The sequence below is a fragment of the Pseudomyxococcus flavus genome, from assembly GCF_050038885.1.
Lineage (GTDB): Bacteria > Myxococcota > Myxococcia > Myxococcales > Myxococcaceae > Myxococcus > Myxococcus flavus.
Genome location: NZ_CP143624.1, coordinates 1,913,604 through 1,932,884, shown reverse-complemented (window position 1 = coordinate 1,932,884; position 19,281 = coordinate 1,913,604). Strand labels below are relative to the sequence as shown.

Sequence of the window (19,281 nt, the reverse complement as noted above, 5' to 3'; positions counted from 1 at the left end):
GCAGTGAGTGGGGGCAACCATGCGCGATACCAAGAGCGACATCGCTCGGATGCAGAATCTTGAGCGGGGCTGCTTGAACGAGTGCCCAGAGCGGGAGTGCGACCTCATCATGAAGGGCGGTGTGACGAGCGGTGTCGTCTACCCGCCTGCGATCCTCAATTTGGCCCGCCGGTACCGCTTCCACTCGATTGGAGGGGCCTCCGCCGGAGCCATTGCTGCGGCCGCCGCAGCCGCCGCAGAGTACGGGCGGAAGGTGATGGGGCCCGACCAGGAACTCGCTTCCGGCTCCTACGGCTTCGTCCGGTTGGCGGAGATGAACGAGGAACTGGTGCGGCCGGGCTTTGTGAAGGGCCTCTTCAAGCCTTCGGACGAAGGCAGGCCTCTGTTCGAAGCCTTCGTGGCCTGGCAGGAAGAGTCGGCCTCGCTGGAGCGGGCAAGGCTCGCTACGGACGAGGAGCTAGGAGCATCGGGTGACGGTCGGATACACCGCGTCCTCCGACACATCGGAAGGATTGCACAGCGAGCGGAGCGGGTGGAAGCTCTGAAGACCGTCTGCGAGCGTTCGGTCGGGCCTCAATACCGGGCTGGCACGGTGACGGGCTTGGTGGTGGCGGGACTCCTGGCGAGCGGTCTGCTGGGCTGGAGTTGGGTCTGGCTTCAGGCGCCGGGCCTTGGGAGCAAGGTGCTGGGTGCACTGGTGCTGCTGGTGGTCCTGACGGTCTGCTGGGTGGGCGCGACGGTGGGGGGACTGGTGGCGGGTGGGCTGGCCCTCAAGGCCGTTGTCTCCGTGCTGGACAAGAAGGACCAGCACAAGTTCGGCATCTGCCCAGGGAGCGCCGGTCCCACGGCACACCTGAAGAATGGCGCGAATTTGGCTCTGACGGACTGGCTGCACGTGCAGCTCAACGCGCTGGCGGGCCGAGGGCCCGAGGCCCCTCCTATCACGGTGCGAGAACTGGAGGAGAAAGGCATCCACTTCAAGCTGGTGACGAGCAACCTCACGCTGGGGCAGCCCTACATTCTGCCCATGCGCCGCGGCAGTCGCTCCTTCTTCTTCAGGAAGCGCGACATGGTGGGGCTCTTTCCGAAGCCTGTCGTCGACGCACTAGTGAAGTGGGGCGAGGCCAACCGCCCGGAGCAGTCCGTCTGCCTGCGTGACAAGGACGCCGAGGAGTTTCTCCGCTTCCCCATGGGCAAGGACATCCCGCTGGTGGTGGCCACGAGGCTGAGTCTCAGCTTCCCGGTGTTGCTGAGCGCGGTGCGGCTCTACTCCCTCCATGACTCGGCCTACGTGCCCAGGGGGCACTTCGGCCCGCCAAGGCTGGCGGACCTGGAGAAGGACGCGGAGGAGCACTGGCTGAGTGATGGTGGCATTACCAGCAACTTCCCCATCCATATCTTCGATGCCTGGGTGCCACTGCGCCCGACGTTCGGCATCACCCTCTATGACTCACCCCTCCCCAGCGTCCTGAACCAGCGCGAGCGGGACACGGAGCGGAAGGACCCGCGTGACTCCGTGCTGTTGCCGTTCCCTCGGGACTTCGACAAGGCGCGTCCCCAGCGCACGTCCATCCAGGACATGCCCGGCTTCCTGCGCGCCATCTTCGAGATGACCCAGAGCTACCGCGACAACGCTCAGGCGGGGATGCCCAGCTACCGGGAACGCATCGTCCAGCTCTTCCTGGAGAAGAATGAGGGGGGACTCAACCTGGATATGCCACCAGATGTCATCAAGGGCATCCAGGCCAAGGGCCGGTGCGCGGCGGAGCGACTGCTGGAGCGCTACCCTGGCACGCACAGCCCGCACTTCTCCGAGCACCGCTGGGTCAGGATGCAGGTTCTCATGTCGGAGCTGGAGCGACAACTCTTCCAGATTACGAGGCTGTTCCCAGGCACTTCGAAGACTGATTGGCGGAAGCACCTGAAGGCGCGCTTCGACATTCTCTTCCAGGAGCAGCTCGATGCCCAGCGGCCGGGCTATGAGCCATGGTACCGGAGCCAGAGCAAGGCTTGGTGTGACGAGGCCCGAGGGCGTTTGGAGGCGTTGCTGGACCTTATCGAGACGTGGGACAAAGCCCAGGGGCTCTGGCAGAAGGCGAAGCTAAAGGAGGGCAACGAGCAGGCACAGAGCGAGGGGAGGCCCGGTCAGGAAGACGGGGCCTTCGCCTTCTTCTTTGCGGACTATCCGCCACGGCCCGAGGGTGTCCTGAAAGTCACGCCGGACCTGTGAATGAGCGTCGGTAGGCCCTTACACAAGGGTATGACGGGAACTCCTAGCACTGCGTCGTATCCGGGGCCTCAGTTGAACTCCATTGCAGGTAGGAGCTGCCTGCCCGCAGCGCAACCCGGGCAGTTGGGGCCCGCGTCGTATGTTTCCCACATTCCCGCCACCAACGCTTCGCCCCGAAGGCTCCTTCGAGTCTTCCATTGGTGGAAAGAATCCATCTTCCAAGCGGCAAAAACGGCGACTCCTGCGATGTCGCACCCTGCATCCTTGGCGAGCTGCACCAGCGGATCCAGAGAGGATCCCGTAGTCGAGACATCATTAATGACTAGAACGGGCCTGCCAGGGGTCAGGGTTCCGGTCCGGAGGAGCATTGTCGGTCGGCGCCTCGAATCGACGGCGCTGACGACAAGCTGCGCTGCGAGCCGCTGTGCCATGGCGTGGCCCAGGAAGAATCCCGCGGTCTCGGGGCAGAGCACCTGTGTCCTGTGTGCAAGCGAGGGCAAAAGAGCCTCGAGTTGCTCCGAGATGAGATGCATGGCAGGCAGGGAACGGCCTAACTGGGCGAAGCGAAGAAAATGCTCGCTGTGCATCCCTCCTTGCAGCAGGAAGTGCCCTTCTAGGAGCGCACCGGTTTCTGCCACGTGCTGCAAGAGCTGCTCTTGCTTGGGTTCAGAGACACGTGGATCCATCCGAATAAGGTCTCGGAGTGCCGCGAGGTCACGCACGGGCATACGAGGCTCCCCACGGGCTGACCATGAGCGGCCTGACATCTGGGATCTTTGGTTCCGCGTCCGTTACGAACACGAACGTCTCCGCTGGCTGGTTTCCAAGGCTGCTCTCCGCAAGCTGGCGGGCTCTTCCACTGGCGAGTGTTCCGCTCTCGAAGACCAGGGCACACCTTTCCTTCGATGGGAACTCAATGCCTCCTTGGAGGTCTGCCCAGGTCACCACCTTGAGGTTGGAAAGAGCATTCTCTTTAGAGAGTACGTTCTGGAACTGGACGACAAAACGGTTCCAGCTGTCTCGTCCCTTGGAGGTCACGATGATGGGAGTCGTCTGGGCTGGTAGCTCACGGCTCAGGAGTTCCAAGGCTGGAGGAAGATGGGAAGGCTCCTTGGCGAGCGCACTCTCAAGCTGTCCCTGCACGATATCAGCGGCAGTGTCGAATCGCTCGACGAGCACTTCATTGACGTTCTCAAGCAAGCCTTTGTCTTCAGCCTCCTCGATGATGGCATCGCATACTTCTCGGGTATCGAAGTCCATCCTCTCCAGTTCCTCCTCCGCAAGCTCCTGGAAGGTGGAGCGCAGCACACGTCCTTCGTGCGCAAGGAGGGAGAACAGCTCCGTGGCGAGCCGAAGCAGGATGGAGGACTCCTCGGACAAGCTGCGCTTGCGCCGCTCAAGTACCTGCCGTCCCCGCTCCGTCAGGCGATAGGGCTTGTCGCGTGCGCTGGCTGCATCCTGAGCGTAGATCTCGATGAGCCCTAGGTTCCGGAGTTCGCCCAACCAGCGTGAGACGAGGCCCATGTCGGCGTCGCCCAATTCTCTGGCGACGTCGGTCAGGCGCTGGCTCCCCTTATGAAAGATGGATAGAGCCTTTTGGAGGGTGGGGCGGAGCTTGACGATATCCGCAGCCACGCGCGCTTCTTGCGCGGGCATGATGGCGGCATCGTAAGCGGCAATCAGATCGTCCAATGCAGCGCGATAGCCCCGAGCAAATGGGTCTGTAACCTCGCTGCTCGACGAAGCGAGCCCTGAGCGAAGCTCTCTGAGGATTTCAAGCCGGCCTCGGGGCAGTTCCCTTCCCACATCGCGGGACAGCCTCCGAAGCTCCTCTCCATCCGTTCTCGCATGGTGCTGGATACGGGCGAGCACCCTCTCGAGGTTCATGCCGCCTCCTATGTATGGCCCACAATATAGAGAGCAGTCAACCTACAGTCAAGTGACGGTCAAGATCTCGGTCAACTGTGCATCCGGAGAGAGTCGGACGGTGAGCAGGCAGGGGGGCGAATGAGGCGGGAACGAGATTTTGGTGCCTCTCCTAGGAAGGGCGAGCAAAGCGTAGGGGGCACCCAAATGGGCAGTAGTTTCGATGCTTTGTGCAGTCGAGCCAGCTGCCGCCACGACTGCTGCCCCCTGATTCGACCCCTGTTGAACAGAAGAAGCTCCAGCCCCGCTAGATGGGGCCTGCGGAGGTGTCGGCGGCGGAACTTCTGGAATATTGGCGATTAGCACCATCGACTGGGCCTGGGTGGCCAGCTGATGGGCAAAGTCCTGAAACGCATCCGCCTTGGGGGTCATGGCGGAGACGAACACGAGGCTCGCACGCAGCTCCGCGAGCAGGTTGACCAGTTCCCGGGTGATGAAGTCCTTGCAGATGAGCGACACGAAGGACCATGCACCGGACATGTGCAGCGTCACCCGTTTGGGACTCGTCGAGATGTCCTCGGTGCGAAGCGGGTCGCCGAAGGCGAAGGGTCGCATCTTGTCGTGGGTGTACTCTGGACCGCCCTGAAGGAACATCACACTGCGGTTGAGGCGCCTGCCTTCCACCTCAACGTGAGCGCTTCCGGCCACAAGAAGGCAGAGCTGTCGGGTAGAGGCTCGGAACCACTTCCGAACGACTTCGATTAGCGCGTTCGTGAGGCAGAGCTCGGGGAACACCAGCAGGCGTGTTCCAGCCTTCTCGGCCTTCTCCAGCAACTCGATAAGAATGCGCGTCTGCTGCTCCTCATTCTTTGGTGTGACTTCGAAGAAGAGGATCTGCCCGTCACGCTCGAACTGAGCCCATCGGAAGTCCCTGAGCGAGGCGTTGGTCGCGGCAATGGACATGGCGGCTCCCTCCTTCAACGGTGCGAGCAGCCCATCGTCGGACCAGTCCAGGGTGATGTTGAAGGGAGCCAGCTGTTCTGGTGCAAGGCGAAGGTGTTGGACCGCGTCGAGCCCGAGCTCAAGATGCTTCGGGTTCGTATTGAGGTTCTTGCCTAGGAGTTGCTTAAGTGGGGGTTCCTGAACAGGGAAAGCGCGCCCGGGAGTGAGCTGCAGGGACCCTCGGTGCTTGAAGCTCAGGGCGAACGTGGGGCCAAAGACTGTGTCCAGCGCCAATGCCATGGCTCGTGCAACCACCAGGGCTTGTGCATCATCCGCCTCCGGAGCGACGGCTAGTAGCTTCGCTACATCGCTGGTGTTCAGGACCTCATCGCCGAACTCATCGAAGTAAGCCCTGATATCCTCTTGCACGGCATCCAGAAAGCGCATTTGCGCGGTGCTCGACAGTGCCGCATCCAGCAGAAGCATGTTCTCTGGAATTCTGATGAGCTGAAGCAGGCCTTCCACCAAGGACACCACGGTCCGGGAGTCACTCCGACGAATCAGCTCAAGAAGGGCCTCCCTGGGAGAGTTCATTTCAATCCTCCATTGGCGGGTGGAGTTCTATCGCCGGGCTCCACCGAGCCACTAGGACATAACGGAACCCAGGCTACTACCAGGCTACTAAAGGATGGATTGCGATTCCCGCACGGACTTAGGCGGCATGCTTATGTGCGGGAGAGCCGCGGGACTGGGTCAGCTTCACTCCAGGGCTTTTTGCTAGGTGACGGCCAGCAGCGCAGCAGCAAGCGGCGGGGGCGTTCCGCCGGCGGCTCTGGGAGATTACTCGGCCGGGGTCGGCTCGGGCGCCGCGAAGTCGAGCTGGTCGAGGCCCTTGCGCATGTCCTCCACGTCCAGGTGGCCGTAGACCTCGGTGGTGATGGCCGGGTCCGAGTGGCGCAGGATGCGCTGCACAGTGGCCACCGGAACGCCCGCCTTGAGCAGCAGGGTAGCCGTGGTATGCCGCAAGTCGTGGAAGCGCAGGGGGCGAGGGAGTGCCCGTGACCAGAGCTTCATGCCGCAGCGGGGGCAGGGCTCGGGCATCCCGTGACGATTCCTCACCTTGTAGCCGCAGCCCTTGCGCCGACAGACGTGGTTGTAGCGGGTGTGGCTCTGGAACTGAGCAACGAGTGAGCAGCCAGGTAGGGGGCTCACTGTGAGCCTGGTAGCCGGCAGAATGAGAGGTTTCTGGTGGGTTGTGCCACCGGAGGACATCAAACGATGCCGAAGGTCACCATCGAAGTGCCGGAAGGGTTCGAGGACAGCGTCAAGGAGTTGGAGGAGACGCTGAAGCGCGCCCACCGAGGCGTGGAGGGGGCGAGTAGAGGGGACCTGGCCGCGTTCGACGCCGCATGGCAGGAGGTGAATGCCGGAGCGGAGCGGACGGAGCGGTTGGTGAAGCGGAGGTTGCTTCGAGGGCTCGACCTCGACGCGGCACGAGTCCTCATCGACGGCCAGCCCTACGTCCGAGTCGGACGGTACGCGGCGACGTACAAAACGCGGCAAGGCCCCGTCGAAATAGAGAGAAGCCTCTACCGGCGGGTGGGTGAGCGCAATGGCCCCACAGTGGACACCATCAGCGTCCAAGCCGGGTGCGTCGCTGACGGCTGGTTGCCGGAGGCGGCGGTGCCCATGGCGTACCTGCTGGCCCGGGGCACCTCGCGGGAGGCGGAGGCGACGGCGCGCCAGGTGGGCGTGCTGCCCTATTGCCGTGCCTCCTTCGAGCGGGTGGGGCATGCGGTGGGAGCGCTGTATGGCGGCCAGCGGCCTCGGGTGGAGGCGGCGCAGGCCCGGGAGCTGCGAGTGCCCCGAGGCACCCGCGGCGTGAGCGTCAGCATGGACAGGGTGGCCGTGCCGATGGAGGAGCCGAAGAAGCGGCCAGTGGGCCGCCCTCGCAAGGGCGCCCCCACGCGCCCGGTGGACGTCGTCTGGCGCATGGCCTACGCGGCCTGCCTCTCCTTCCACGACGCCCACGGCGAAGCGCTGGGCACCCTCCGCTACGGGCGGATGCCGCGGGGCGAGGCCCGCGAGGTTGCCGAGCGCCTGGCCCGCGACGTCCAAACCCTGGTTTCCAGACGGCGCGACCTGTCCGTCGTCGTCCTCACCGATGGCGCTCCTGAGTTGCACGCCCTGCTGGACGAGGCGCTGGCCACCCACGCCCCCGGGGCCAAGAAGCTGGCGCGCCTGGTGGACTTCTGGCACCTGATGGAGAAGCTTGGGAGTGCGGCGCGCGTGGTGGCTGGGGAAGAGAAGGCCTCCGCGCTGCGTGAGAAGTGGAAGCTGTCCCTTCTCAACACGCCCGGGGCGGCGTGGACCATTGCCATCGCGTTGCACGCCAGCGGCAAACGGCATGTCGTCCTCGGCGACGGCCAACCGGTGCACGAGGCCCTCACCTACCTGGAGAACCACGGCGAGCGAATGCACTACGCGGAGGCGCGAGCGCGGGGGCTGCCCATTGGCAGCGGCAACGTGGAGGCCACCTGCAAGTCTCTCGTCACCCTGCGCATGAAGCGCCCTGGAGCCCGCTGGAAGGAGGCGTCCGGTCAGCACATCCTGGACTTGCGCGCCCTGGTGCTCTCGGAACGGTGGGACGCGGCCATGCGCCTCACGCTTGCGCCGCAGCGGGCCGAGGTGCGGCGCGCAGCATGATCAGGATGGGAGCCACACCCGTTGTAGCCCTCTACCAGCCCCGCGCGTCCCAGGGCCCGGCGCAGCACCTTGTGCAGGGCCACGTCCGGCCGGTGCTGCGTGCCATCTTCCCGAGGGAACAGAAGCTCCGAGGGTGACGTGGCGATGGCCTCGCGCAGGTAGGGCACCAGGCCCACCGCGATGGGCAGCAGGTCCTCCCGGTTGCCCTTCGTGGTGTCGCTCGCGTGGGAGCGGCCCACCCGGATGGTGCCTGCCTTGAGGTCCACGTCCGACTTGCGCAGCGCCAGCAACTCGCCCTTGCGCATCCCGGTGTGGACGGCCGTGGCGAACAGGGGCCGCCACTGGCGCTCCAGGGCCGCGAGCATCAGAGGGACCTCCTCGGCCTTCAAATACTGCGGAAGCCGCTTCGGCTGCTTGATACGCGGGACGGTCTTGGCGGGGTTGAGGCCGGTGAAGAGTCCGCGCCGGAGCGCCAGCTCGAAGACTCGGTGGACGTAGGCGCGCAGGTGGTTGACCGACTTGGGGGCCAGCTCTCCAGCCTTCGCGTTGAGCAGCACTTCCAACTGCGAGGGCGTAATGCCCTCGAGGAGGAGGGGGCCCAGCTCCGCACGCAGGTGCTTCTCGCTGAAGGCGATGATGGTGGTCGAGCGGAGCCGACTGCCCACCTCGGTCTTCCACACATCCATGGCCTCTCCGAAGGTAACTTGCTTGCGGTGATCGGGCAGGGGCTCCAGGCCGCGCCGCTGGCGGTCGGCCTGAAGCTCCAGGTCGTGCAGAAGGGACTTCGCTGCGGTCTTCGTGCTGGCCTGGGTGGCGGTGTCGCGCCACCGGCCGTGCCCGTCCTTGAAGCGGACGTACCACTTGTTGTTCTTGCGGTAGATGGAACCCATGAGGACCTCCTCAAGTGATGACCTCAGAGGTCTTATGACCTAGACCTAGCGAATCTTGGTGCCCTGGCCCCGGATGAAGTCCCGGATCGCTGCCGGCTCGAAGCGCAGCAGCCCGCCGAGCTTCACGCAGGGAAGCTGGCCCGCCTGAGCGCGCTGGTACACCCACGAGCGCGAGGCTTTGACGAAGCGAGCCACGTCATTCGCGTCCCAGAGCGCCTCCTCTTGCTGCATGTCGTCCGTGTCCATGGGGGGCTTACTCATCGGTGCCTCCTTCGCCAGATTGCACGGGGCCCACGCCAGCGCGCTTCTTGATGTCGCCGACCGTGGCTCGGGCCAGTTCCAGTTCCTTGGCCACCGCTCGCACGCTCTTGCCGCTGCGCAGAAGGGCGAGGGCCTTCTCCACCTTGTGGACCGGCACTCGTGACTTCTTCAGGCGCACACCTCTCTCTTGAACCTGCCGCTGACGCTCACCCGCCTCCAGGCGTGCGAGAGTCTGGTACGGCATGGTGTCAGTGCTCTGGGTGAAGAGGTTGCAGTCACGGTCGCGCAGCCGGCGCTTACCGTCCCACGAGAAGCCCGTGCGCACCTCCTCTTCCACCACGGAGTGGATGGGCTTGTGCTCGCGCACGGCTGCCTCTGCTGTCAGCCGGCGCTTCCTGATGCGCGTCGGGGCCACGTCCCGCCCCTCGCGCAGGCAGGCCAGGAGCGTTTGCGCGAAGTCCTTCTCCGACTCGCTCGTGCCCTGGCGGGCCACACGCACCACGGCCCAGGTGTCATCCGCGCCCAGGACCGGCTCACCTGGCCGCACGTTCTCCACCTTTTGCAGCAGGGCATAGAGGCGAGCGCGGGCGATGAAGACGGCATCCGCCCGGTGCTCCAGGCGCATCCCGCTGCCGACGCTCTCCAGCGCGTCGAGCCCTTCACAGCGCAGGTCCAGTTCCTCGGGGCAGATGATGGCGTCGGTGGAGACGAGGAGGGCGCCACGCGAGGTGATGTCGGCCATGTGGGCACGGGCTCGACCCAGAATCAACGTGGCCCACTCCGGTGCGAAGGCGCTGCCCACGTCGTGCGGCCCCTTGAGCGCGGCGCGCAGCCCCGGCGAGCTGTGGATGGCGGCTCCCAATCCCGGACCGAAGCCCCGCAGCTGCGCCTCGCGCTCGAAATCCAAGAGCCCCGAACTCCGCATGCGCTCGGCCAGCTTGCCCAGCAAGGCGTTGGCGAAGAGCTTCGCGGTGGCGTACTCCAGGCTGCCCCTCTTGGCGGCCCCCTTCTGCTGGAGGAAGTGCCGCATGTAGCGGCCCACGTCGTGGTCGCGCTCGCGCGAGCCGGGCTTGAAGCCATGTGCTTCCACCAGCGCCACCTTTGCTCCCATGCGCAGCGCCAGGCGCACCTCGGCCAGCGTGCAGGAGGTGGTGCCCTGGAACGGGAACACGAGGCGGTGCACACCTTGGCGGTGGACCGGCAGGCACGGGTAGCGCGTGTCCTCCGGGAAGACGAAGTTGAAGGTGCCGAAGCCCTCGTAGTCTTGCACCTGGGCGAGGGACTCCAGGCGCTCCCACCGCGTTCTGGCATGGGGCAGCGGCTGGAGGAGCGCCGCATGCGGGTAGAGGCTCACCGCGTCGTACTCGGCGAAGGCTCCGACGTGGAATCCGCGCCGGAACGCCTCCGACTGCGCGCCCCAGTAGGCGCGGCAGGCCAGGGTGCGCACGCGCGGGTCTCCGTCGAAGACCTGCTCCACGCGAGGCTCATCCCGGAAGGTCACGCCCTTTCTCACCTTGCGAACCACCTGCTGCTTCTTCACCGGAGCGGGGCCGCTGCGGGCGAAGTGCAGGCGGAAGATGGCGGAGGCGATGGACGGCAGGGTGCGGCTGCCGAGCACGTCGATGTTCCATTCGCGCAGCACGCTCTCCCGGAAGCCGCGCATGGCACGCAGGGGCACCTCCGCATCCCGGGCTGCATGGGCCACCAGTCGTGCCGGGTCCGTCCGCTTCAGTTCGGCGAGGTGCGGTCCGTCCACGTCCAGGCGGCGAAGGCCCACGGTCCGGGCGATTTCCTCCAGGGGAATCTTCGGGAAGTAGCTGGACACGTCCACCAAGCGCACGTCCCAGGTGCCCTCGTCGCGTTTCACGCGCTCCAGCCGCCCGTGGTGTGCCTTGCCCACCTGCTCCACGCGCGCCTCGGTCACGGCAGACGGAAAGAGGGCGAGGAGACTGCTGGCCTCATGCGTCACCACGTGCACCTGGCGGATTCCGCGCCGAGCGGGCGGCACGGCATCGGCCCGCCGGAGCACCTCCCGGATGCAGTCGATGAGCTGTCCGCCCGTGAGCCGTCCCTCGGGTAAATCATAAGCTTGAGCGTGGACGTGCTCGCCCGTGAGGGTGACGAACTGCACCAGCAGCGGGGTGCCATGCTCCTCGTCCCATTTCACGCTCACTCCCACCAGCGCGGTGTGCGGGTACGCTCGGGGCCGACGACGTAGGCGGGTGAGCGTCCGGGACAGGAGCACGCCCAGATGCGCCTGCAAATCCTCCTCGTTCACGCCCCACCCCCGAGGAATTCCAGGGACTTGGCATCGCGGGAGATTGACGCGCACCACCCGATGGCGGGCTGGAACTGTCCAGCCTTCAGGAGTCTGCAACCCCTCGGAATCACTCCTTCAGTGGGTTCAACACCCTGTCCGGAATCGTGATGAGGGGGTGAACAACATGACCGCCCCCTCATCTTGATCCCCTTGAACGGGGAAGGGGTTCTGGGGCTTCGAGTGAGTCTTGACCTCCGCATCTTGCCGCCTCGTTCATGGGGCACCTGGCCAAGGGCCCCCGGTTCTGAGCGGCAATGTCGAGACTCGCTGTCCGAAGAAAAAGCCTAGAGATGGCGGGAGGTTACAGTGGAAATTGGTCTCTCCTGGAGAGGGAAGGAGTCGTTACCTCTATCCATCTCTACCCCCTGAAGATGGGGAGATTCGGTCCCCTCCATCATCTCCACCCCCCTGGGGGTTCATGGCTGGGTTGCCCTGCTCATCGAGACCAGGGGATGCGGAGGACCGGGGCGCTTCGCTCCGCGTCCCTTCCGCCGCGTTCCTGGCCAGGGAACTCCCGCTGGCGAGCTGTCTCAGCGCAGCCAGGATCTCCTTGGAGTGCTGGCGCGCGTTGACCCACTTCTGCACCCGCCTGGTGGTCTCCTCCTTGTCAGAGGTGGGCTCCTCGTATCCGATGAGGACGGCGAGCGCGGCGATCTCTCGATGCGCCAACTCGATGCCGAGTCTCTCGGCCGTGAAGTCAGCGAAGGCGGCCATCATCTGCTTCTCCGCATTCGTTTCGAGCAAGACACGCAGAGCCGGCTTCTCTCGTGCCGCTGCGAGCAGGGGTCCGATGCGCCGCTGGAGAGCGAGAAGGACGGTGGCCACCCGTTCGAGTTGACGCAGGGACTTGAAGCCCTCGATGAGTTCGGGCGGCAGCAAGCTGCGCGTGCCCTGGATGTGGCGCCACACCCAGTGCTCGTGGCCTTCTGGAACAGGGTCTGTCTGCGCGGGCTGAGCACGTCGTTCTTCTTGCTGAGCCACTCCAGCAGGTTGCGCAGGGGGTCGGATGCAGCTGAGAGCAAGAGCGCCAGATCCATGCTCGCGGCGAGTGCATAGACGTGCTGGCGGGTGCGTTCCTGCTCTTCTTGAAGATAGGCGAAGATCGAAGCCTCAGAGGCGAGATGCGCGATGAATCGAGGACTGTTCATGGCCGAGAAGCTCGTCATGACCAGTTCCGTCGCCAAGAAGACCGTTCCCACAGTGGCGAAGGCACTTCACAATTCATGAATGAAGACCGTCAGAACCGCCATGCAGGCCGCACAAGCCGCGATTAACGGTGCCCGCTCGAAGGGCCCGAAGACTGCCGAGGGCAAGGCTGCCTCCTCGCTCAATGCCATCCGCTTCGGCTTTTCGGCCGCCCATCTCCTTCTTCCTGGTGAAGACCCGGCCGCCTACGAGGCGTTCCTCGATTCGTGGTTCGCTGCCCTGTCTCCCAGTTCCGTACCCGAAGCGACCTGCGTCGCGCAGGCCGCAGATACGGCCTGGAAGTTGGAACGATTGAGCCGCGTGGAGAACGGCAGGATGCGAGCCCGGCTGGATCCTCAGCGTCAACTACTCGTTCCCCTCGACGACAACTATTTCTCCCCATCGGGTTTGATCTTCAGAACGCGTTCACGTCGTCGTCGTTGCCGCTGGCTTCGGGTGGTTCACCTCCTCGGGCACAATCCTCGCTGCGTGAAGCGGCGCTGGTGCTCAGCCCTCTTCGCGCGGGGCCGGGGCCCTCTCCCGCTCCGCACGAGCACGGGCCTGCTCGTCGCGCACGGAGGGGCCGGTCATCTCCAGGATGAGCGCGTGGTGGACGACCCGGTCGATGGCGGCCGCCGTTGTCATCGGGTCCTTGAAGATGCGGTCCCACTGGCTGAAGACCAGATTGCTGGTCAGCAGCACGCTTCTCCTCTCGTAGCGCTCGGCCAGGAAGGTGAAGAGCACCTCCATCTCCTCCCGGTCCTGCTGGATGTAGCCGATGTCGTCGAGGATGACGGCGTCGTAGCCATCCAGCCGTTTGAGTTCCTGCTCCAGCTTCAGTTCCTTCTTGGCCGCCAGCAGCCGCTGCACCAGCAGCACCGCGGGGACGAAGAGGACCGCGTAGCCGCGCTGCACCAGCTCGTGCCCCACCGCGGCTACCAGGTGCGTCTTGCCCCGGCCGGGCAGGCCGAAGACGAGGACGTTCTCGGCCCGCTCCACGAAGCCCCCCTCGCACAGGGCCGGCAGCTGGCGGCGCACCTTCACCGGCAGCTTGTCCTGCTTCAGGGTGCCCAGCGTCTTGTCCGCCGGCAGGTGGCTGGACTTCAGCAGCCGCTCGATGCGCCGCTGTTGGCGCTGCGCTACCTCCATTTCCGCCAGCTGGCGCAGGTACTCGGTGTACCCCCAGCCGCCGGCTTCGGCCCGGCGCGCCAACTCCTCGTGGTGGGCGGCCAGGGCTGGCAGCTTCAGCCCGCGCAGCAGCACGGTGAGCGCCGGGGCTTGCGAGGCGGCACTCATGACGCCACCTCCTGGCCCTCGGTGAGCAGCGCGTCGTAGGCCCTCAGGTCCACCTCGGGCACGGCCAGGTGCGGCACCTCGCAACGCACCGGCGCCACTGCGGCCTTCACCGCCTCCGCACTCCGCAGGCCCCCGGCTGCCAGCAGCTTCTCGAGAGCGGCCTGCACGTCGGCCTCCAGCGTGGAGGCGGCCAGGTGCAGGATGCGCAGGTACTCCATGTCCGCCTTGCGCTCCTCCAACTGCTGCCTCAGCGCGTCGTACACCCGCCGGAAGGTGAGCGAGGGGAACAAGTCCTCCCGGTAGCGGTACTGCGCGAAGGCCCCGGGCTTCTGCACCAGACTCCAGATGAGGTGCCGGTAGTTGATGCGATGCCCATTACGCCCGTGCAGCCGCTGCACCGTCAGCTGCGCCTCTCCCCGGTGCAGCACCTCCAGCTTCTCGTCGTACAGCCGCACCCGCACCGTCTCGCCGATGAGCCGGCTGGGCACCGAGTACGTGTTGTGCTTCACCCGGATGGTGCTCCACCCGGTAACGAGCACGTCCACCTCGCTGTACTCGGGCAGCTTCTCCACCGCCAGCGGCCTCATGGCGGCCAACTCCTGCGCCACTTTCTCCGAGCGCAGGGCGTTGGCCTTGGTGACCACCTGCTGCACCCACGTCTCGTACGCCGCCACGCTGTCGAAGTCGGCGCTGCCGCGCACCAGCAGGTGCTGCGTGAGCCGTCGCTTGAGGGCGCCGTTGAGCGCCTCGGCTCCATGCCCAGGTGCTGCATGAGGGCCAGGTACTCCGGGTTGAAGCCCCGCTTGCCGTCGGCCAGCCGGTGCGTGGCCGCCGTCGAGTTGTCCGTCTGGTGGTAGCGCGGCACCCGCCCCAGCTGGAAGAGCGCGGCCTGCACGCCCCGCTTGATGGCCGCCAGCGACTCCGACTGGCACACCGTCACCCATTCCCAGTTGGAGTACGGCAGCACCGGGTGGCACAGCAGGTGCGCGAACGGCTCCCCGCGCACGGTGACGCCCAGCTCCGTCCCCCAGGTGAAGTCCGTCTGCATGGCTTCCCCCGGCCGGTGGGCCTGCGCGAAGAACACCTCCTTGGCCGGGCCCGCCTGAGCTCGCCACTGCCGCACCCGCCGCTGCAACGTGCGCAGCTGCCCCGGCTGGTAGCGCTCAGGCGCTTTGGCTAGCAGCTCCTCGAAGAGCGTCTTCGCCTCCAGCTCGGGCGCCTGGGCCAGCCGCTCGGCCAGCGCGGGCCAGTCCTCCTCGAAGGGGTCCTGCCGGGTCCGCCAGTCGCGCGGCGGCTTCACCTCCGACGGCAGCTGCTTCTGCTTCCGGTACTTCCTGGCCGTCTTGCGGTCCATCCCGGCCTTCGCCGCGGCGAGCCCGAGGTTTCCGTGCTTCGTCAACTCCTCCATCAGCTTCCTCACCTGGGCGTCCGTGACCGCCACCGGAACTCCTCCTCGTCCGGCGGCATGTACCGACGCCTTCACTCAAGATGGGGAGAAGTAATTGTCGCTGGTGGGGAGGAGTAATTGTCGCTGAGCAGCTGGAGGAGGAACTGGAGAAGACGGACGAATTCAAAGTCTTCGACAACACCCGCAGGACGCTGATTGTTGCTGAGCGAAGTGGTTGATGGAGATCGCGGTCGCGACGAGCGCGTTGGTTACCGGGAAGGGATGTTGCAGGCCGCGCAGAGTCCAGCAATGAGCCGGATTCTGGCGCGCCACGGTGCGTGAGGTAGTCCACGGGACTCAGAGAGGACGGGGCGCGGCGGTGTTCGCCAGCTCGCGCGCGAGAAAGGTGACCTGGAGCGTGCGCCAACACGCTCACAGGTCGAGCGCCCCGCTCGACGTGTGAGCGAGAAGCGAGGCACCCAAGGAGTCGTACGGACGCGCGTCGGCGTCAAGTCCTGGGCGGCACAGATGCCGTCCGTGTCGGCGGTACGTCCGGCGAGCTGCGCCGCTTGCGGCGCGGCGAGCCGCCCTGTGGGAGCGCCCCTGGGGCTTCATGGGCATGGCAGCCGGAGCCGCCAGGTGCGCGGGCCGCTGGACGCTGGCGCGTCGCCGGTGCTCGTGGAGCTGCGCGTGCGACGCTACCGCTGCCGTGCGTGCGGCGTGTCGCAGACGGTAGTGCCCGCGCAGGTGCTGGGCAGGAAGCTGTATTCGCTCGCGGCCATCGCCTGGGCGCTGGCCCTGTGGGGCCTCGAGTCGCTGCCGGCGGCGGCGGTACGCAAGCGCGTGAGTCCGTGGGAGGTGGTGGGGCCAGGGAGCGCTGGGCGCTGGGATGCCCTCTGCCGCTGGGCCGGGGAGGCCAGGCGCGGGACGCTCCTGGGCTGCGTGCGGCCGGCGCCCGCGGACTGGACGGCTCGCGCGGTGGCCGCACGAGCGGCGACGACAGACGCCGCCTTGGCGCTCCCGGCGACGGGACCGCCCTCGCTGTCCGCCTGTTCGTTCCGGGGAGCCGAGCGCGCTCACTGAGGGGCTTGCTCCGCGGCCATCGGCTCGCCCCGCTTTAGAAGTCCGTCCCACCCGACACGCCCCGTCCTCGAAGACCTGCCTCCGGCGGGACGGTAGGCGTCTGCGCTCCCAAGAGGCCCATGCCGGGATGAGGGGGCGGTACGGGAAGTCCGCGCAAAATGAAGAGCCTCACTCCGAAGTCCCACGCCGAGGCGGTGGCGGTGTTTCGCCACGGAGTCATCGGCGCCCTCACCCAGGCGCAGATGGACCGAGGCCAGCTCGCCTCGGCGCTCGAGTCCCTCGCCCAGCAGCGCTTCGTGCCGCCGGGCGCCAAGGTGAGCCACTGCTACTCGGCGGCCACGCTCGAGCGCTGGTACTACGCGTACAAGAAGCGCGGCCTCTCAGGCCTCGCCCCGCGCGACCGCAGCGACAAGGGCCGCGCCCAGCAGCTCTCGGCGGCCCAGCGCGAGTTGCTGCTCGACATCCGGCGGGAGTACCCGTCCGCGTCCGTGACGCTCATCCTGCGCACGCTCGTCACCGATGGCCGGCTCGAGAAGGCCGCCGTCTCGGCGACGACGGTGCGCCGCCTCTTCGCGGAAGCAGGACTCGACCGCATCGGGATGCGCGACGGCAGCGGCACGAAGACGCGCCTGCGCTGGCAGGCCGAGCGCCCCATGGCCCTGTGGCACGCGGACGTGTGTCACGGGCCTGGACTCACCGTCGGGGGCAAGTCGCTGCCCTTGCGCATCCACGCGCTGCTGGACGACGCGAGTCGGTACGTCGTGGCGTTGGAGGCCCACCACACCGAGCGCGAGGTGGACATGCTTGGCCTCATGGTGCGCGCCCTGCGCAAGCACGGTCCACCGGACGCGCTCTACCTGGACAATGGCGCCACGTACCGGGGCGAGACGCTCGCCACCGCGTGCGCTCGCATCGGCACGTCGCTCTTGCACGCGCGGCCCTACGACGCCCCCGCCCGCGGGAAGATGGAGCGCTTCTGGCGCACGCTGCGCGAGGGCTGCCTCGACTTCCTCGGGCCCGTCGCCTCGCTGCACGACGTCAATGTCCGCCTCTGCGCATTTCTCGACGCGCACTACCACGCCACGCCGCACGCTGCCCTCATGGGCGCGGCACCGAAAACCGTCTTCGAGGCCGCGCCCCGAGCGCCCGATGGCTTCGACGAAGCGAAGCTGCGCGAGGCCCTCACCACCCGTACCCGCTGACGCGTGCGGCGCGACACCACCGTCGCTGTCGATGGGGCCGACTACGAGCTCGACGCAGGCCACCTCGCCGGGCGCCTCGTGCACCTGTGCCGCTGCCCTGTCGACATGGGTGAGGCGCCCTGGGCCGAATTCGAGGGCAAGCGCTACACCCTCCACCCTGTCGACGCGGTGAAGAACGCGCGCCGCAACAGGCCGCTGCGTCGGCCTCCCGTCCACGACGAGACGTACCGGCGACACCCCGCGTTTGACCCGCCCCTCGCTTTCCTCGACCGCGCCGTCGGGCGTCCTCCTCGGCATCGCGATGCAGGTGAGTCATGACGCCCGCCTACGTCACCCATTTCGGCTTCTCCGAGGCGCCCTTCTCCAAGGAGATTGCCGACGCGGACCTCTGGCTGCCGGCCTCCAAGACGAGCCTCGTCGAGGAACTCTGCGAAGCCGTGCGCGAGCGGCAGAGCGTCATGCTGGTGGGCGAGCCCGGCGTCGGCAAGACGTGCGTCCTGCGCGCGCTCCGCCACCGGCTACCCCAGGCGGGCTTCCGCCTCACCTATTGCCACAACGCCACGCTGGGCCGTCGCGACTTCTACCGCCAGCTGTGTCTCGCCCTCGGGCTCACGCCGTCCGCCACCGCCGCCTCCGTCTTCTACGCCGTGTCCAGCCACGTGGAGGACCTCGGTCGTGAGCGCGTCCACCCCGTCTTCCTCCTCGACGAGGCGCACCTGCTCCACCAGGACGTGCTCGACCACCTCCACATCCTCCTCAACTACCAGTGGGACTCGAAGGCGCTCCTCTCCCTCATCCTCGTCGGCCTGCCCGAGCTCGACTCGCGGCTCGCGATGCGTCGTAACCGCAGCCTCGCCTCCCGCCTCGCACGCCGGCTTACCATCGACGCGCTTCAGCCCGATGACACCGCAGAGTACCTCCGCCTGCGCCTGAAGAACGCGGGCTGCGAGCGAGAGCTCTTCTCCTCTGACGCAATGGCGATGCTCCACGAGGCCGCCTCCGGCGCCCACCGCGACATCGACCGGCTCGCCACCACTGCGCTTCGCGAGGCCGCGCGTCGCAAGAAAAAGCTCGTCGAGCGCGACGTACTCGCACGCGTGCTCGACACCGACGACGCCGCTCTGTAGGCCACTCCCATCACCGAGCGCGCTCGCTGACGCTCGCGCTCGGTGATGCCCATCAACCAGGCGGATCGCTCGTCCATCAACCAGCCCGCCTCGCAACACTGATGATGGTGACGGGATTCGTTGAGGCCGTGGATGCCGTCCCCTCACCGCCGAAGGACGCGGCGCGGACGAGCGCCTTCCTCTTGGGGGTGGAGCATACCGTGAACGTGCTGAGCGAGCTTCCGGGCCTACCGATGGCCGTGGTGGAGCCCTTGGCCTGCGCGCTCAAGATGGCTCAGGAGAATGCGGAGACGGAGCGCATCCCCCCGGCCATCTACGAGAGCCTGGGCAACATGGCCCGGGTGGTGAAGAGCGCCCTCAGCATGAAGCTGGCCGAGGAAGAAGCCGTCCTCGGGCCGCTGCGTGAACGACTCGCCGCCGAAGTGCTGCTGCTGGAAGACGCGGACCTGAGGAAGCTGGAGAAGGCCCGCCGAATGTTGGAAGGCACCATGCAGCGTCAGCTCGCCATCTTTCGCCAGCTCCGCGCTGAGTTGGCGAACACGAAGATGGAAAGCCCGTCCGAGACGCAGGCGCTGCGGGTGAAGCTACGGCTCGTGAAATAGAAACACAGTTTCAACAGCGATAGTGCTGCGGCTCGGGTTCGTTTCGGCAGCCCTTTCTGGCCTGCTTCGCCTTCCTCGCTATTCGGTAGGGCTATCGATTTTGGGCAAGGCCCCCGCTTCCAGGGGACAGGGGTTCCCTTCTCACAGGTCTAATTGCGCGCGTCGGCCCATCGTGAACACTCAG

General features: G+C 66.5%; 17 protein-coding genes. 6 read left to right on the top strand and 11 right to left on the bottom strand.

The features are described 5' to 3' along the window. The first annotated feature begins 532 nt into the window (after positions 1-532). Positions 533-2,230, top strand: coding sequence for a hypothetical protein (locus VZL07_RS08060; RefSeq protein ID WP_426754772.1), 1,698 nt, complete (start codon positions 533-535; stop codon positions 2,228-2,230). A 68-nt stretch (positions 2,231-2,298) separates the two neighbouring features. Here the strand turns inward: VZL07_RS08060 and VZL07_RS08055 are convergent, their stop codons facing one another. The 4 genes from VZL07_RS08055 to VZL07_RS08040 form a co-directional block, all read right to left on the bottom strand. Next, complete coding sequence (locus tag VZL07_RS08055) at positions 2,299-2,763, bottom strand: phosphoribosyltransferase family protein (RefSeq protein WP_426757259.1); 465 nt, start codon at positions 2,761-2,763, stop codon at positions 2,299-2,301. 181 nt (positions 2,764-2,944) lie between these two features. Beyond that, positions 2,945-4,117 (bottom strand): hypothetical protein, encoded by a 1,173-nt coding sequence (locus tag VZL07_RS08050; protein ID WP_426754771.1) that lies wholly within the window; start codon positions 4,115-4,117, stop codon positions 2,945-2,947. A gap of 48 nt (positions 4,118-4,165) precedes the next feature. Beyond that, on the bottom strand, positions 4,166-5,632 hold the full coding sequence (locus tag VZL07_RS08045) for a nitrilase-related carbon-nitrogen hydrolase (RefSeq protein ID WP_426754770.1): 1,467 nt from the start codon (positions 5,630-5,632) through the stop codon (positions 4,166-4,168). Between the two features lie 246 nt (positions 5,633-5,878). Then, entirely contained in the window at positions 5,879-6,139 is a 261-nt protein-coding gene (locus VZL07_RS08040) for a tyrosine-type recombinase/integrase (protein ID WP_426754769.1), read from the bottom strand. Between the two features lie 177 nt (positions 6,140-6,316). Between VZL07_RS08040 and VZL07_RS08035 the strand changes: the two genes are divergently transcribed. After that, positions 6,317-7,744, top strand: coding sequence for an ISKra4 family transposase (locus VZL07_RS08035; protein WP_426750373.1), 1,428 nt, complete (start codon positions 6,317-6,319; stop codon positions 7,742-7,744). Here the strand turns inward: VZL07_RS08035 and VZL07_RS08030 are convergent. The 7 genes from VZL07_RS08030 to VZL07_RS08000 all read right to left on the bottom strand — a co-directional run bounded on the left by VZL07_RS08030 (position 7,639) and on the right by VZL07_RS08000 (position 15,137). Next, a complete protein-coding gene (locus tag VZL07_RS08030; RefSeq protein WP_426754768.1) occupies positions 7,639-8,634 on the bottom strand; it encodes a tyrosine-type recombinase/integrase in 996 nt (331 codons plus the stop codon). The two genes, VZL07_RS08035 and VZL07_RS08030, sit on opposite strands and share 106 nt — an antisense overlap. 45 nt (positions 8,635-8,679) lie before the next feature. Further along, positions 8,680-8,895 carry a helix-turn-helix domain-containing protein gene (locus VZL07_RS08025; protein WP_426754767.1) on the bottom strand — a complete coding sequence of 72 codons (216 nt, stop codon included), beginning with the start codon at positions 8,893-8,895 and terminating at the stop codon, positions 8,680-8,682. Further along, positions 8,888-11,173 carry a DNA polymerase gene (locus VZL07_RS08020; RefSeq protein ID WP_426754766.1) on the bottom strand — a complete coding sequence of 762 codons (2,286 nt, stop codon included), beginning with the start codon at positions 11,171-11,173 and terminating at the stop codon, positions 8,888-8,890. Before VZL07_RS08020 ends, VZL07_RS08025 begins: the two co-directional genes overlap by 8 nt. 390 nt (positions 11,174-11,563) lie before the next feature. Continuing rightward, positions 11,564-12,094 carry a hypothetical protein gene (locus VZL07_RS08015; RefSeq protein WP_426754765.1) on the bottom strand — a complete coding sequence of 177 codons (531 nt, stop codon included), beginning with the start codon at positions 12,092-12,094 and terminating at the stop codon, positions 11,564-11,566. An 813-nt stretch (positions 12,095-12,907) separates the two neighbouring features. Beyond that, the gene (gene istB, locus VZL07_RS08010) at positions 12,908-13,696 is read right to left on the bottom strand and encodes an IS21-like element helper ATPase IstB (RefSeq protein ID WP_426750246.1); all 789 of its coding nucleotides are present in this window, start codon (positions 13,694-13,696) and stop codon (positions 12,908-12,910) included. Next, on the bottom strand, positions 13,693-14,283 hold the full coding sequence (locus VZL07_RS08005; protein ID WP_426754764.1) for a Mu transposase domain-containing protein: 591 nt from the start codon (positions 14,281-14,283) through the stop codon (positions 13,693-13,695). Before VZL07_RS08005 ends, istB begins: the two co-directional genes overlap by 4 nt. Then, positions 14,280-15,137 carry a hypothetical protein gene (locus VZL07_RS08000; RefSeq protein ID WP_426754763.1) on the bottom strand — a complete coding sequence of 286 codons (858 nt, stop codon included), beginning with the start codon at positions 15,135-15,137 and terminating at the stop codon, positions 14,280-14,282. The genes VZL07_RS08005 and VZL07_RS08000 overlap by 4 nt, the downstream gene beginning before the upstream one ends. A gap of 474 nt (positions 15,138-15,611) precedes the next feature. Here VZL07_RS08000 and VZL07_RS07995 point away from each other — a divergent pair, with 474 nt between their 5' ends. The 4 genes from VZL07_RS07995 (at position 15,612) to VZL07_RS07980 (ending at position 19,097) form a co-directional block, all read left to right on the top strand. Further along, positions 15,612-16,166: a transposase family protein gene (locus VZL07_RS07995; RefSeq protein ID WP_426754762.1), complete on the top strand. Its 555-nt coding sequence runs from the start codon at positions 15,612-15,614 to the stop codon at positions 16,164-16,166. A 158-nt stretch (positions 16,167-16,324) separates the two neighbouring features. Next, entirely contained in the window at positions 16,325-17,368 is a 1,044-nt protein-coding gene (locus VZL07_RS07990; protein ID WP_426754761.1) for a DDE-type integrase/transposase/recombinase, read from the top strand. Positions 17,369-17,682: 314 nt separating this feature from the next. Next, positions 17,683-18,495 carry an ExeA family protein gene (locus VZL07_RS07985; RefSeq protein WP_426754760.1) on the top strand — a complete coding sequence of 271 codons (813 nt, stop codon included), beginning with the start codon at positions 17,683-17,685 and terminating at the stop codon, positions 18,493-18,495. 200 nt (positions 18,496-18,695) lie between these two features. Continuing rightward, entirely contained in the window at positions 18,696-19,097 is a 402-nt protein-coding gene (locus tag VZL07_RS07980; RefSeq protein ID WP_426754759.1) for a hypothetical protein, read from the top strand. Positions 19,098-19,281 lie beyond the last annotated feature (184 nt).

Excerpts from the sequence above, each read along its gene's own strand:
- VZL07_RS08055 (WP_426757259.1), bottom strand. The coding sequence starts at position 2,763 with ATGCATCTCATCTCGGAGCAACTCGAGGCTCTTTTGCCCTCGCTTGCA.
- VZL07_RS08050 (WP_426754771.1), bottom strand. The coding sequence starts at position 4,117 with ATGAACCTCGAGAGGGTGCTCGCCCGTATCCAGCACCATGCGAGAACG.
- VZL07_RS08045 (WP_426754770.1), bottom strand. The coding sequence starts at position 5,632 with ATGAACTCTCCCAGGGAGGCCCTTCTTGAGCTGATTCGTCGGAGTGAC.
- VZL07_RS08040 (WP_426754769.1), bottom strand. The coding sequence starts at position 6,139 with ATGCCCGAGCCCTGCCCCCGCTGCGGCATGAAGCTCTGGTCACGGGCA.
- VZL07_RS08035 (WP_426750373.1), top strand. The coding sequence starts at position 6,317 with ATGCCGAAGGTCACCATCGAAGTGCCGGAAGGGTTCGAGGACAGCGTC.
- VZL07_RS08030 (WP_426754768.1), bottom strand. The coding sequence starts at position 8,634 with ATGGGTTCCATCTACCGCAAGAACAACAAGTGGTACGTCCGCTTCAAG.
- VZL07_RS08025 (WP_426754767.1), bottom strand. The coding sequence starts at position 8,895 with ATGAGTAAGCCCCCCATGGACACGGACGACATGCAGCAAGAGGAGGCG.
- istB (WP_426750246.1), bottom strand. The coding sequence starts at position 13,696 with ATGAGTGCCGCCTCGCAAGCCCCGGCGCTCACCGTGCTGCTGCGCGGG.
- VZL07_RS08005 (WP_426754764.1), bottom strand. The coding sequence starts at position 14,283 with ATGAGGCCGCTGGCGGTGGAGAAGCTGCCCGAGTACAGCGAGGTGGAC.
- VZL07_RS07995 (WP_426754762.1), top strand. The coding sequence starts at position 15,612 with ATGCCGTCCGTGTCGGCGGTACGTCCGGCGAGCTGCGCCGCTTGCGGC.
- VZL07_RS07990 (WP_426754761.1), top strand. The coding sequence starts at position 16,325 with ATGAAGAGCCTCACTCCGAAGTCCCACGCCGAGGCGGTGGCGGTGTTT.
- VZL07_RS07985 (WP_426754760.1), top strand. The coding sequence starts at position 17,683 with ATGACGCCCGCCTACGTCACCCATTTCGGCTTCTCCGAGGCGCCCTTC.